Raw genomic sequence first — 12,512 nt, 5'->3', positions numbered from 1 at the left:
TGGTTCTTTTAGAGTATGCCTTTAAAATACCATGCGAAACAGGTACTATATGGTTATGCTTTAATAACCTAAATTGAACTGGTTCGACATTGTGACTCATACCGTACCGCAAAGCTTTGTCCGGGCTTATTTACGCGCCTCAACATCTGAACAAGACGCTTCTCGCGCACTCGCTGCGATCGATAGCTTTGCTGATGAGCGTGGCCTTAACATCTGCAATTACTACATCGAGAATGAATCTGGTTCGCGGCTCGACCGACCGGAATTATTCAGACTGCTGAACGACTGCCGACAGAACGATATTCTCCTCATTGAAGATGTTGATCGGCTTTCACGCTTAACTGGTGAAGACTGGAACAGCCTGAAGAAGTTGATTCGCCAGAAGGATATTCGAGTGATGGCCATCAACGTACCGACAACCTGGATTGCTTCAGCGAGCCATGATTTTGATAGTCGCATGTTTGCTGCAATCAACGATATGTTGCTTGATATGCTGGCTGCTGTGGCTCGTCGTGATTATGAACAACGCCGGGAACGTCAAAGGCAGGGGATTAATAAAGCTCAAAAGGAGGGAAAATATAAGGGGCGTCAGGTCAATCAGGCTCGATACGATGCAATTAATCGGTTGCTCGATAGCGGTAGTTCTTGGAGCCAGGTTCAGAAAATTATGGCCTGTAGTCGAGGGACAATTAGTAGTGCTGTAAAATCGAGGGAAGATAAACGTGCTTTGAGTAAGTAGTTACAACACACAAGAAAATGTCTACCCGTCCTAGCTGGTTGGCTTGTGAGATGTTCCAGATCTATATAAATATCACCCGAAATTTCATCATCTGGATTTTCGAAGAGTCGTACCTAACTCGTAAGGCCTCCTATTATATCGCCACTGAGCGTGGCGAGGTTATCGGGAAGTTATGTTCAACCTTGCTTGTTAACCGCCACTAATTCTAAAGCACCATAATGAGCTTGCCTATGGCAATTAGGACACAATGCTATAGCATTTTCCACGGAATCTTCCCCGCCTTTAGAAAGCCACTCAATGTGGTGAACTTCGAGAAATGGTGTACCATCTTCTTTCAAGAAAGGCGCATCACGCTTACAGCTTTGGCACTTACCCTTAGCCCTTAAAAGAACTTCGGCAACTACATACGGGCTTCGCTTATAAACTCGTGTTGTTACTTCGGTTAGCACTGGAGTTTTACTTTCCGTTGCTAAAATCTGTTTCCGTGTAGATGAGGGTAATTTAGCAGCAGCCTCTACTACTTCTTCAAACTCCGACTTCACTTGACGGTAACACCATTTTCCTTGCTGATCCTGATATAACTCCCATATGCCATGAATAGAGGGTTGATAGATTTCAAAAATGTTTCCGCGCTTGAATAATCGATCATATTGATGATGGCGATGAGTCACATCACCTGTGCGTCTGGCTGTTTTGTTGAAACTCCAATAGCTCCGATTGCAATTAACCGTGTTAACTATTAGGTTAAGGCGGGTATCATCTTTATAGTGTGGGAATATTCCTCTAAGGTAATCATCCACTTGCTTAGCAGTTGCCGCCCCTCTGAACTGTTCCTCAACCACTCGCACAGTAGTGATTCTTATCGGTTGGTCGCCATACTTGTATGTTCGATTTGATTTTGAAAACATCAAGAGACCTCTGGCAATCTAAGATTTATCTCAGATTAACTTTCGAGTATAACTTGTGCAACCCTCTGATTTAGACAATTGCAGCCATAAAGCCCCGTTGGTGATACAGCAACAAGCGGAGCGTAGTGACGTCATCAGATTGTCAGAGGGATCACACCTTATCAGGATAACCGTGTACCTTTCGGAGCGTGACTGAAACGCTGATAGAACTTGCATGTGGTTTGCAAGAACCAATCACCATTAACCTGTTTACGCAGCCACAGGGCCGCACATCGGGATTAAATGCGGCTTTCAGACGGTGTACCTAAGCATCCTTGGAAGGCTTTGTGCACAAAGCTGCTATGCCCAAGGCTAACTAAAACCCAGTTACCAGAAAGTGCCTCTATCCAAAAAGCCAAAAAATATGCACAAGAGGCCGAGTTTTGGCAGCATGTTGGTAGCAAAATGCACTTTGTTATGGTTTCGGGTGACTCAATGAAAACGTTGGTTACGGTTTTTGCAGTAAAGTGAGTGAGCTAATGTAGTATTCGAAATTTCTGAATATTTCTTATGTGCCAAAAGCAGACCTTGCCAAAGCATGACCTGCTCCCCGTTGATTAGTACACCCCGATGTTAGTAATGTCTTCATAAGCCACATGAGGACATCCCCATGAAGAAGCGTTTTTCCGACGAACAGATCATCAGTATTCTCCGCGAAGCCGAAGCTGGGGTACCCGCCCGTGAACTCTGCCGCAAGCATGCCATTTCCGATGCCACGTTTTACACCTGGCGTAAGAAGTATGGCGGTATGGAGGTGCCTGAAGTCAAGCGCCTGAAGTCGCTTGAGGAAGAGAACGCCAGACTCAAGAAGCTGCTTGCCGAAGCCATGCTGGATAAAGAGGCGCTTCAGGTGGCTCTTGGGCGAAAGTACTGACGACAGACCAGAAGCGGGAAGCCGTGATGCTGATGTGTGATGCGACCGGTCTGTCGCAACGTCGTGCCTGCAGGCTTACAGGTTTATCCCTGTCGACCTGCCGCTATGAGGCTCACCGTCCGGCTGCTGATGCGCATTTATCAGGGCGCATCACTGAGCTGGCACTGGAGCGCAGGCGTTTTGGCTACCGTCGTATTTGGCAGTTGCTGCGCCGTGAAGGGCTTCATGTTAATCATAAGCGCGTGTACCGGCTTTATCACCTCAGTGGCCTGGGCGTAAAACGCAGAAGACGTCGTAAAGGCTGGCAACAGAACGTCTGCCGCTGTTCCGTCCGGCGGCGCCCAATCTGACCTGGTCGATGGATTTCGTCATGGACGCACTTTCCACCGGTCGCAGGATCAAGTGTCTTACCTGCGTCGATGATTTCACAAAGGAATACCTGACGGTCACTGTTGCCTTTGGGATTTCAGGCGTTCAGGTCACGCGTATTCTGGACAGCATTGCACTGTTTCGAGGCTATCCGGCGACGATAAGAACTGACCAGGGGCCGGAGTTCACTTGCCGTGCACTGGATCAATGGGCCTTTGAGCATGGTGTTGAATTGCGCTTAATCCAGCCGGGCAAGCCAACGCAGAACGGATTTATTGAGAGCTTTAACGGACGATTTCGCGATGAATGTTTGAATGAGCACTGGTTCAGCGATATCGTTCATGCTAGGAAAATTATTAATGACTGGCGGCAGGATTATAACGAATGCCGCCCGCACTCCACGCTGAATTATCAGACACCGTCTGAATTTGCAGCGGGCTGGAGAAAGGGTCATTCTGAGAATGAAGATTCCGACGTTACTAACTGAGTGTTGTATCTAATCGTGGGGGCAGGTCAAGCACGTTGTGCACGTTGCAAGACTTGACCCCAGACTTTCTTAGCGAAGTGTCCACTTTTGCTGGTACGGATCACTCGAAAGTGTTAGCAATAGAGTAGACGCGATATGAAGTTGTGTAGTGGTAAGTGGCACTGTCAACATTGGTGCTCATATCACGGATTCGCGAAACGCGATTATAGAAACTGTTGCCATATTAGACTTATGGGTAATGACTCCAACTTACTGATAGTGTTTTATGTTCAGATAATGCCCGATGACTTTGTCATGCAGCTCCACCGATTTTGAGAACGACAGTGACTTCCTGCCCAGCCTTGCCAGATGTTGCCTCAGATTCAGGTTATGCCGCTCAATGCGCTGCGTATATCGCTTGCTGATTACGTGCAGCTCTCCCTTCAGGCGTGATTCATAAAGCGGCCAGCCATCCGTCATCCATACCACGACCTCAAAGGCCGACAGCAGGCCCAGAAGACGCTCCAGCGTGGCCAGAGTGCGTTCACCGAATACGTGCGCCACAACCGTCCTCCGTATCCTGTCATACGCGTAAAACAGCCAGCGCTGACGTGATTTAGCACCGACGTAGCCCCACTGTTCGTCCATTTCAGCGCAGACGATGACATCACTGCCCGGTTGTATGCGCGAGGTTACCGACTGCGGCCTGAGTTTTTTAAGTGACGTAAAACCGTGTTGAGGCCAACGCCCATAATGCGTGCACTGGCGCGACATCCGACGCCATTCATGGCCATATCAATGATTTTCTGATGCGTACCGGGTTGAGAAGCGGTGTAAGTGAACTGTAGCTGCCATGTTTTACGGCAGTGAGAGCAGAGATAGCGCTGATGTCCGGCAGTACTTTTACCGTTACGCACCACGCCTTCAGTAGCTGAACAGGAGGGACAGCTGATAGAAACAGAAGCCACTGGAGCACCTCAAAAACACCATCATACACTAAATCAGTAAGTTGGCACCATTACCGGCACTTGCGCTATGTCGAATTCCTCCCGACGAGCGCAACTGGAAAAAAATCAAGAGTACTTTCAAAGCGACAGGAATTGCCTTTCCTTGCTTATCTGTTACAACGAGCGTCAAGCATGATGACGCTCGAAGGCTGATCCGAATGTTTGCAGACCACAAAATCAATGCGTAAGCGCACCTTGATGCACAATGCCTTTTTTCAGTAAAATCTTAAATACTCCCGCATCAGAAACATGCATTACCATGCTTCACTAAAAGCCTGAGAAATTTGACTCCCCATCATGTATGAGTGACGCCAAAAGCAACCTAATTCACGCTCTGCCGATAAAGCGGGAGGAAGCTCCATCACTGCTAAATGATCCGGTAAATGTACATCTCTTACCCAGCCATACGGCAATAATGCATGACCATAACCTGCGGCAACTAAAGCCATTCGATGCTCAACACCAAGGCCATATGTACGAGTCAAGCCGGAGCTTAATAATTTACTTAAGCCTTCAGTAATTAGCGATGGAACAAAATCATCCTCGCTAAGTGGTAGTAATCCAGGCTCACAGAGCATAAGAGGATGGAGTTCAGGCTGAAGTTTATCGGCTCGCACTAGTAAGACAAAGTGTTCCTTGAATAAGCTTGTATATGCCATCCCCTCAGGAACCGACTGTGCTGCACTAATTAGCAAATCAATTTCACGGTTCTGTAAACGCCGTAACAGACCTTGATGCTTGCCACTAACCAACTCGACTTTAGTTTTACCTGAACGGTGAGCACAAATCTGGATAATCCGTAACAAGTTATCCGGTGCCAGTGAGGAAATCACTCCAATACGTAAGGTTTGCCCAAAGGGAAGAGCTAAGCCATCATCACGTAACCCCTCAAGCCGAGTCACGCCTTCTAAAATTACGGCGATTAAGTCTAAAACTTCCTTTCCAAAGGCAGTGGGTGTTATTTTACTCCCCCTTTCAAAAATGGGCTGTCCGAGAATTTCCTCTACTTTTTTTACTTGATAAGACAAGCCCGAGGTCGAAATACCCATGTCTATGGCCGCATAACGAAAACTACGTTTCATTGCGACGGCCTCAACTAAAAGCAAGTCACGCACAGACACTGCTGCTAGCTTGTTCGAAATTACTTCACGCACCGTCATAAACATTCGATTCCAATTGATGAAAAACTGGCTATAATATTTTTAATCAAAATTATATTCAATCTAATTCCTAAGGAGGGATTATGACCTCAATACCCCGTTGCTTTGCCGTGCTAGTAGCGACAACTTTGTTATCAGGTAACTTGTCAGCGCAAGAATTTAACTTTACTGATGTAACCGGACGGGAAATTAAGTTAAAAGCCCCTCCTAGACGTATCATTACTCTGCCCAATCCAGCTGCAGCTACCTTCATCGCAATAGATGGTTCTACCGAGCTGTTAGTGGGTATGAATGAGGGCTCTAAACGAGCCTTTAAGAGCGGTATGATGAGCGTTATGTTTCCTGAAGCTGTTGATATCCCCAGTGACATTTTGTCGGAAAACGGTGGTTGGATGCCCAACGTAGAGGCCATCGCAGAACTTAAACCGGATTTAGTCATCCAGTGGGGTGAGCGCGGCGATGATATCGTAGCTCCACTTCGCAATGCAGGTTTGCCCGTTGCTCTAATGGTAGGCGGTGGCAATGCGGGTACAGAAGAGCTGGCCCGAGCCAATATGAAAATGGTGGCTGATATCACGGGTAATACTGAAAAACTGTCAAAGCTTATTGATTGGCGTGACCGTGTACAAAGTGAAATTACTACTGGTTTAAAACAAGTAGGCTTTCATGCAACACCAAGCATTTTGCATTTGCGCTCTGCCAAATCCAAGTTGACTGCTACTGGTGAGAAAAGTTATCAACAAACCTTCATCGAGCTGGTTGGCGCTAAAAATGTAGCTCAAGGAGTTGGCGTACAAAGCACTGTTAGCGTGGAACAGATTCTTGAATGGAACCCAGATATTATCTTACTTTCCGCAGCAGAGACGGATGCTGGATTAGAAGCGATATACGACGACCCATTACTTTCTCGCTTAAATGCCGCCGTACAAAAACGCGTTTATAAGACACCTCAAGGTGGATATATCTGGGATAGTGCTTCCCATGAAAGCCCCTACACATGGATGTGGCTGGCCAATCTTACTCATCCCGATATTTTCTCTTTTGACCTACGTCACGAATTAAAAGAAGGCTTCAAATTACTTTATAACTTTGACCTATCGGATGAGCAGATAGATCGAATTCTGCGTATTGATATGAACGGCGACAGTCACGGTTATCAAGTGTTTCGTAAACAATGAACAAATATATGCGATCGATTCACTCGTCCTCAGAAATGGTTGAGCCAGTTACCCTGAGCACTTGGCGTGCTAGTCATTGGCCTCTTTTGTCCCTACTGCTTATAGCGACTGTGCTAATCGGGCTATCAGTAGGTCGATACAGCGTAGCGCTAGATGAGATTGTAGCCATCCTATATGCAGCCTTACGAGGTGATAACTCACAGCATATGGATGCGTTGGTGATCTTGAATGTACGCTTGCCGCGCATATTATTGGCAGGAGTATGTGGGGCTGGGCTTGCCATCTGCGGGGTAGCCTTACAAACCTTATTTCGTAACCCTCTCGTTTCACCTAAAGTGCTAGGTTTATCCTCAGGTTCAGCATTAGGAGGATCACTGGCAATTTTGGCTGGAGTAGGGGGGCCGCTACTGATGGGGGCTACGTTTGTATCAGCATTTGCTGCTCTGTTTTTAGTAGTGCTGATTTCAAATATGGCGGGTCGTACTTTGATGACTATTGTGCTTGCTGGAATTGTTATTGATGCTTTATTTGCAGCAGGTATTTCGTTAGTTCAATATGCCGCGGATCCAGAAACGAGTTTACCTGCCATCGTCTTTTGGCTGATGGGAAGCTTTGCAACGGCGAGTTGGGAAAAATTTGCACAAACTGCTCCTATACTCATTGCCAGCATTTACCTACTGAATAGAATGCGCTATCGCATTGCTGTACTCGCTATGGGTGACGACGAAGCTAAGTCGTTTGGCATCCATGTTGCACGCTCCCGGATGGTCGTCTTCGCGTTGATTTCTATCATTATCGGCGCCTGCGTAACCGCATCGGGCGTAGTGGGGTGGGTAGGACTCGTAATCCCACACTTTGCTCGTATGTTAGTAGGCGAAGATCACCGCCGGCTCTATTTCACGAGTCTTATGCTGGGTGCCACTTTCATGATTTTGACTGATACGTTGGCTCGTAGTTTAACTGCTGCAGAGATTCCTTTAGGCGTACTCACAGCTCTAGTTGGCGCCCCCGTCTTTGTGTACTTACTATGCACTCGTCGACGTGAAAGGGCTTAATCATGCAAACCGTCTTTACCTCTCATCTCAGTTTAACTGGAGCGTGCGTACGTTTTAGTGAACGTGTGATTTTTCAGGATTTAAGTTTTAACGTACAAAAGGGCGAAACGTTGGCCATTTTGGGCCCAAACGGACGCGGTAAGACTACGTTGCTAAAAGCTCTATTAGGCTCACAACGTTTAGATCAAGGACAACGGCAGGTACCCCACCTCATCGGCTATGTACCTCAATACCAATACGGTAGTGAAAACCATTGTTGCCTCGATGTGGTACTCATGGCACGAGCCGCCTTGCTTCCCATGTTCAGCCTTCCTTCACAGCGGGATCGTAAGCTAGCTCTTGAAGCATTGGAAAAAGTAGGCGGAGGGCATTTTGCTTATCGTTTATATGGCTCTCTATCCGGCGGCGAGCGCCAATTAGTGTTGCTTGCTCGTGCTTTAGCTACTGGTGCTGAGGTACTCATACTTGATGAGCCGGCTTCAGCTTTAGATTTAGCTAATCAGGACTTATTGCTTAACGTCTTATTCGAGTTACGCCGAGTACGTAGCCATTCGGTCGTTTTTACCACTCACCATCCGCAACACGCTCTGCATCTCGCAGACAAAGTACTGCTGATGCACACCAACGATCAGATTAAATTTGGTCCAGCTGATGAGCTGTTAACCGAGTCTGAGTTATCCCGTTTATACAACGTCAGACTACGCCGTCTAATGGTGCAAACGGGAGAACATTTTCAAAGCACAATCTGCCCGGTTTTTGGAATACGTGAACCGGATCAAGATATGCCCATTTCTTATCCTCTAAACAAAGGTAAATACAATGAGTAACGATACAATCTCCTATCTGGAAAATGGACATGAATTTACAGTCCACTTTGATGAGTTATTAAAATACCACGGTGCCGGTTATCCGGGTGGTGTAGCCCACGGGCTAAAAGTTATGCAGCGAGCCTGGCCCTTGCTAGATAATGGTCGTTTGCCTGAACGACGTGAAATTCGCTGTGTCACAGCCTTTGGAGGCCCAGGGGGTAGAGATGCGATTGAGTTTGTTACCCGCGGTCTTACTGAGGGTCGCTACATTGTTGATAACTCAGTAGGGCTCGAAGAAGAAGAGTCCCCCGGTGGTCGTTATTACTTCCGTTTCGAGTACCGTGGCACCGCTGTTGAAATCACCATCCGTCCCGGACACGTACGCCCCGAGTTCATTCAGTTAGCACGCAAGAAAGACCGCTCACCAGAAGAAGAGATCATTTTGGCTGAAATGAAGCTCGAAATGGTAGAACGCTTGTTAGTCCAGCCCGCAGAAGATATTTACAACGCTACCGTATTATCGTAATAAGTCATAGCCATGAATCAAGAACGTCAAACTTGGCTCGGGCTACTTGCCCGAGCTAACCGAGATTATCTGGAAAATATCTGGGCTACTTACAATCCGGGTGTGCCTATACAAAAACTCGCTGGCCCTGAAACGGGGTTGGTGCAGCTCAATACACAAGCTTGTAAGGCCTCAGTGTCATTTCAGTTTGGTGAGGCTTCTTGTACTCGCTGCGTAATCGCTATTGGGAAAATTCAAGGTTACGCAGTACATTTGGGCTCCGATCTACGCAAAGCGGAGTTAGCGGCCTATCTAGACGCCTTTCTACAAACGGCCCCCTCCCACCAACGTGAGCTGGTGCTGCACCCTATACGCCAACAGTTAGAGCTAAAAAAGGCTGAGAGGGAGCAGCTGACGGCTGCTACTTCTGTACGTTTCTACACCACACAAAAAACTTAGAATCATGAAAATACCTTTACGATCTGAGCACAGACATGACGATGAGTTACATCGGCAGACGCGTACTTATCGGCGACTACTGCATGCCTTTGGTTACCCAATGCGCATACAGCAACTAGAAGAGCGTGCTATTCATTGCATCGTTGACTGCCTTCTAGACAGCCAAACGACGGTAGCTATTGAGGTGGAAAATAAGGAATTAACAAGCCGTATTTTGAATACAGGCGCAACCTTGAGCCAAACTCCCGAATGGGTTTTTGCAGGTTCTCAACGGCATCACTTACAACATATTCCAGCAGGAAGCCGTGAGTCGCCTGAAAGTGGGGCAACCCTTGTCATGGAAATAGCCGCCATATCACCTACAAACGGGGGGCTTGCTATACGAGCCACCGGTGCAGGACTCAACAAACCACACACTTTATATTTTTCAGGGTTACATCAAAATGTAGTCATTGATCATATTGCTTTTCGTGCCGATTACCCGCGTGGAGTGGACCTACTACTATGCGCTGACACGCAGCTGGTTGTATTACCACGTCACTTAACTTTGGAGATCATTTAATGTACGTACCAGTAAAGGGTGGTGAACAAGCAATTGCTGCTTCCCGTATAGCCGTAGAACGGAGTCGCCGAGGCGACGACACAATCCCCGAGATTGAAATTAATCAAATCATGGCACAAATGTCGTTAGCTCTTGATCGGATCATGAGTGAGGGGGGCTTATACGATCGACGTTTTGCTGCTATTGCCTTTAAGCAAGCTCAGGGAGACATTGCCGAAGCGGTATTTCTCGTACGTGCTCATCGCGCGCAATTAGCCAATTTTGGCTCAAGCCAAAACATAGATCTAAAAACAATGCATTACAGTCGCCACATTTCCGCCACGCAAAAAGAGTTGGCTGGAGGGCAAATTTTAGGCGCCACTTACGACTACACCCACCGCTTACTGAATATGGATTTAGAACACTCTCGCCCTCAGTGCGAGTTACCTAAATCAGTGATAACAGCTCCCTCATCGCCCTCTAGCTCTGAGCCACTGTACGCAGATCTTATCCGCACCGAAATATCTAAAGCTCCGATAGACATTACGCGAACTGTTTTGCCTTCTTTACCTGATCCTTGCGAGCGTCTCGCTCATCTCGCTCGTGGCGAAGAAGGCTACTTAACTGGATTAGCTTACGAGAGTTTGCGTAAAGCCTCAACGAGTCATCCCTATGTAGCGCAATTAATGAGAGGGAGCGTTGAAATATTCGTAGAGCTGGAAGACCTCAATTTAACCGTATCCATTGGTGAGGTTGAGTTAACTGCCTGCACTACTGTGGCTCCAAATTTTAGCTCATCTCCACATTTAGAAGCGGGTTTTGGTATTGCTTTTGGAGCTAACGAGCGTAAAGCCGTCGCCATGGCAATCGTAGATCAGCACTTTAAAATTGAGGGTGCTACCAGTGATGCACTCATGCATACCGACGGAGTCGCTGCATCCGGCTATGTCAGCCATTTGAAATTACCTCATTACTCTGACTTTGATGCTGATTTAGCGCGTTTACGCCGAGTTCAGGCTAAGGAGGAAATATGAATTATGCCTACCTTGATCTACCGTCCAAACAAGAAATACGTCGTAAAACCCTAAAAGCACTCTGTCTACCTGGACGTCAAATACCTTTCTCAGCTCCTGAGCTACCCATTGCCTATGGTTGGGGGGTAGGAGGCATGGCTATTACCGCTGCCTTATTAGAACCGAATGACACGTTAAAGGTAGTCGATCATGGTTCGGATGATACCGTTAATGCCCTGAATATCGCGGATTTTTTTACTAAAACGGCAAACATATCAATTACGACAACAAGCTCAAAGGCTACTCTCATTCAAACGCGTCAGCGAGTCCCTGAAAGCCCGTTGCGGGAAGAGCAAATTGTGGTGTACCAAGTTCCTCGACCTGACCCTCTACGTGGATTTATTAATGATGCGGCCGAAGCACTGACACGGCACGCACATCATGATTACGGTGTCGTGTTAAGCGCTCTATTTGAAACATGGTTGCAACAAGATGATGCGTGCTTAGGATACGACCACCCTGTGATTGTTAATGATGGGGTCTTAATGTCACCGTCGCCTATTCCTGCTATGGATAACCCCCGCATGGCGATGATGCCTGCTATTCAGATTTTTGGCGCCGCACGCGAGCGACGAATTTATGCATTGCCTGCCTATACACCCTTAGCAAACTTAGCTTTTGTTGACCTGCCTGCTAGCCTGAAAAAAGTCGATACAGCATGTTGTATCTGCGGCTCATCTATTCATTATTTGGATAATATTGGTACGTCAAACACCCCCCATTGGGTATGTTCCGACTCCGAAGCATGCAAGGAGCGCGCTCATGTTTAGCTTGCCAGATCCCGTGCTGACAGCACAGGCTATCTCACTTGAAATAGCTGGGCACCGTATTTTGTCGGATTGTCACCTCAAGCTTTATCCTTCCGAGGTTCTCGCTTTAGTCGGCCCCTCAGGTGCTGGAAAATCAAGTCTTCTGAATATACTTGCTGGACGACAGCTATCTAACAACTGTCAGGCTCTTTCCCTTTTAGGCCAGGATTTACTACGTACCAGTCTTTATCAAACTAACCTTTTACGTCGGCGGGCGTGTGGCTATGTGGCTCAGGATGCCAGCACAACCCTAAACCTGAGACAAAGTGCCGCCACTAATATCGTACGTCGTCTTTTTGATTTAGGTGACAACCGTGCGGTTGATGCACTCAAACAAGCACAAAAATGGGGCCAGCGACTTGGTTTATGTCCAGAACGATTACATGAGCCAGTGAAGAACTTTTCGGGAGGGATGCGCCAACGCGTACAAATCGCTGCGGCCATGATCCATCAGCCGAGCATTTTATTTTTAGATGAACCCACTGCTGGTCTCGACTCATTCGCTCAAGCAGATTTTTAGA

The 12,512-nt window shown here is 47.2% G+C and carries 13 protein-coding genes and 2 pseudogenes; 12 read left to right on the top strand and 3 right to left on the bottom strand.

Annotated features, from left to right (window positions below; translation table 11 throughout):
* Window positions 1–91: 91 nt before the first annotated feature.
* Window positions 92–739, top strand: coding sequence for a recombinase family protein (locus A5N84_RS04070; RefSeq protein WP_024262784.1), 648 nt, complete (start codon window positions 92–94; stop codon window positions 737–739).
* Between the two features lie 176 nt (window positions 740–915).
* On the opposite strand, the gene A5N84_RS04065 is transcribed toward A5N84_RS04070, so the two are convergent.
* Window positions 916–1,647 (bottom strand): HNH endonuclease, encoded by a 732-nt coding sequence (locus A5N84_RS04065; RefSeq protein WP_072281358.1) that lies wholly within the window; start codon window positions 1,645–1,647, stop codon window positions 916–918.
* Between the two features lie 285 nt (window positions 1,648–1,932).
* Between A5N84_RS04065 and A5N84_RS04055 the strand changes: the two are divergent.
* Together A5N84_RS04055 and A5N84_RS09860 are read left to right on the top strand one after the other, a co-directional pair.
* Window positions 1,933–2,157, top strand: a pseudogene (locus A5N84_RS04055) (hypothetical protein); the annotation flags it as partial.
* Between the two features lie 139 nt (window positions 2,158–2,296).
* Window positions 2,297–3,416: pseudogene (locus A5N84_RS09860) on the top strand (IS3-like element ISSen4 family transposase).
* Between the two features lie 249 nt (window positions 3,417–3,665).
* Here A5N84_RS09860 and A5N84_RS04040 read toward each other — a convergent pair.
* Window positions 3,666–4,363 (bottom strand): IS1 family transposase gene (locus A5N84_RS04040; RefSeq protein ID WP_223814698.1). Its coding sequence is split into 2 segments (ribosomal slippage): window positions 3,666–4,114 and window positions 4,114–4,363, totalling 699 coding nucleotides; the frame shifts between segments, so codons are not numbered across the junction.
* 293 nt (window positions 4,364–4,656) lie between these two features.
* Window positions 4,657–5,562, bottom strand: a complete 906-nt coding sequence (locus tag A5N84_RS04030; protein ID WP_086961197.1) for a LysR family transcriptional regulator — start codon at window positions 5,560–5,562, stop codon at window positions 4,657–4,659.
* An 83-nt stretch (window positions 5,563–5,645) separates the two neighbouring features.
* Between A5N84_RS04030 and A5N84_RS04025 the strand changes: the two genes are divergently transcribed.
* From A5N84_RS04025 to A5N84_RS03985, 9 genes are read left to right on the top strand one after another with little or no spacing between them, the layout of a single operon-like run.
* A complete protein-coding gene (locus tag A5N84_RS04025) occupies window positions 5,646–6,740 on the top strand; it encodes an ABC transporter substrate-binding protein (protein WP_072281357.1) in 1,095 nt (364 codons plus the stop codon).
* On the top strand, window positions 6,737–7,795 hold the full coding sequence (locus A5N84_RS04020; protein ID WP_072281356.1) for a FecCD family ABC transporter permease: 1,059 nt from the start codon (window positions 6,737–6,739) through the stop codon (window positions 7,793–7,795). Before A5N84_RS04025 ends, A5N84_RS04020 begins: the two co-directional genes overlap by 4 nt.
* 2 nt (window positions 7,796–7,797) lie before the next feature.
* Window positions 7,798–8,622, top strand: coding sequence for an ABC transporter ATP-binding protein (locus tag A5N84_RS04015; RefSeq protein WP_016239116.1), 825 nt, complete (start codon window positions 7,798–7,800; stop codon window positions 8,620–8,622).
* Window positions 8,615–9,130, top strand: a complete 516-nt coding sequence (locus tag A5N84_RS04010) for a hypothetical protein (RefSeq protein ID WP_072281355.1) — start codon at window positions 8,615–8,617, stop codon at window positions 9,128–9,130. Before A5N84_RS04015 ends, A5N84_RS04010 begins: the two co-directional genes overlap by 8 nt.
* A gap of 12 nt (window positions 9,131–9,142) precedes the next feature.
* Complete coding sequence (gene phnG, locus A5N84_RS04005; protein ID WP_021565143.1) at window positions 9,143–9,568, top strand: phosphonate C-P lyase system protein PhnG; 426 nt, start codon at window positions 9,143–9,145, stop codon at window positions 9,566–9,568.
* A 4-nt stretch (window positions 9,569–9,572) separates the two neighbouring features.
* Window positions 9,573–10,130: a phosphonate C-P lyase system protein PhnH gene (gene phnH / locus A5N84_RS04000; protein ID WP_016239119.1), complete on the top strand. Its 558-nt coding sequence runs from the start codon at window positions 9,573–9,575 to the stop codon at window positions 10,128–10,130.
* Window positions 10,130–11,143, top strand: coding sequence for a carbon-phosphorus lyase complex subunit PhnI (locus A5N84_RS03995; RefSeq protein ID WP_016239120.1), 1,014 nt, complete (start codon window positions 10,130–10,132; stop codon window positions 11,141–11,143). The genes phnH and A5N84_RS03995 overlap by 1 nt, the downstream gene beginning before the upstream one ends.
* Window positions 11,140–11,952, top strand: coding sequence for an alpha-D-ribose 1-methylphosphonate 5-phosphate C-P-lyase PhnJ (locus tag A5N84_RS03990; protein WP_021565144.1), 813 nt, complete (start codon window positions 11,140–11,142; stop codon window positions 11,950–11,952). Before A5N84_RS03995 ends, A5N84_RS03990 begins: the two co-directional genes overlap by 4 nt.
* Window positions 11,945–12,511 (top strand): ATP-binding cassette domain-containing protein, encoded by a 567-nt coding sequence (locus tag A5N84_RS03985; RefSeq protein ID WP_233119924.1) that lies wholly within the window; start codon window positions 11,945–11,947, stop codon window positions 12,509–12,511. The genes A5N84_RS03990 and A5N84_RS03985 overlap by 8 nt, the downstream gene beginning before the upstream one ends.
* The last annotated feature ends 1 nt before the right edge of the window (window position 12,512 follow it).

The sequence above is a fragment of the Rappaport israeli genome, assembly GCF_001888055.1.
GTDB lineage: Bacteria > Pseudomonadota > Gammaproteobacteria > Cardiobacteriales > Cardiobacteriaceae > Rappaport > Rappaport israeli.
The sequence above is the reverse complement of the archived record's forward strand: the minus strand, read 5'-3'. Positions and strand labels throughout refer to the sequence as shown.

What these genes read in the sequence shown, in the direction of transcription:
- A5N84_RS03985 (WP_233119924.1), top strand. Translation starts at nt 11,945, where the DNA reads ATGTTTAGCTTGCCAGATCCCGTGCTGACAGCACAGGCTATCTCACTT.
- A5N84_RS03995 (WP_016239120.1), top strand. Translation starts at nt 10,130, where the DNA reads ATGTACGTACCAGTAAAGGGTGGTGAACAAGCAATTGCTGCTTCCCGT.
- A5N84_RS04065 (WP_072281358.1), bottom strand. Translation starts at nt 1,647, where the DNA reads ATGTTTTCAAAATCAAATCGAACATACAAGTATGGCGACCAACCGATA.
- A5N84_RS04025 (WP_072281357.1), top strand. Translation starts at nt 5,646, where the DNA reads ATGACCTCAATACCCCGTTGCTTTGCCGTGCTAGTAGCGACAACTTTG.
- phnG (WP_021565143.1), top strand. Translation starts at nt 9,143, where the DNA reads ATGAATCAAGAACGTCAAACTTGGCTCGGGCTACTTGCCCGAGCTAAC.
- A5N84_RS04010 (WP_072281355.1), top strand. Translation starts at nt 8,615, where the DNA reads ATGAGTAACGATACAATCTCCTATCTGGAAAATGGACATGAATTTACA.
- A5N84_RS04020 (WP_072281356.1), top strand. Translation starts at nt 6,737, where the DNA reads ATGAACAAATATATGCGATCGATTCACTCGTCCTCAGAAATGGTTGAG.
- A5N84_RS03990 (WP_021565144.1), top strand. Translation starts at nt 11,140, where the DNA reads ATGAATTATGCCTACCTTGATCTACCGTCCAAACAAGAAATACGTCGT.
- phnH (WP_016239119.1), top strand. Translation starts at nt 9,573, where the DNA reads ATGAAAATACCTTTACGATCTGAGCACAGACATGACGATGAGTTACAT.
- A5N84_RS04030 (WP_086961197.1), bottom strand. Translation starts at nt 5,562, where the DNA reads ATGACGGTGCGTGAAGTAATTTCGAACAAGCTAGCAGCAGTGTCTGTG.
- A5N84_RS04015 (WP_016239116.1), top strand. Translation starts at nt 7,798, where the DNA reads ATGCAAACCGTCTTTACCTCTCATCTCAGTTTAACTGGAGCGTGCGTA.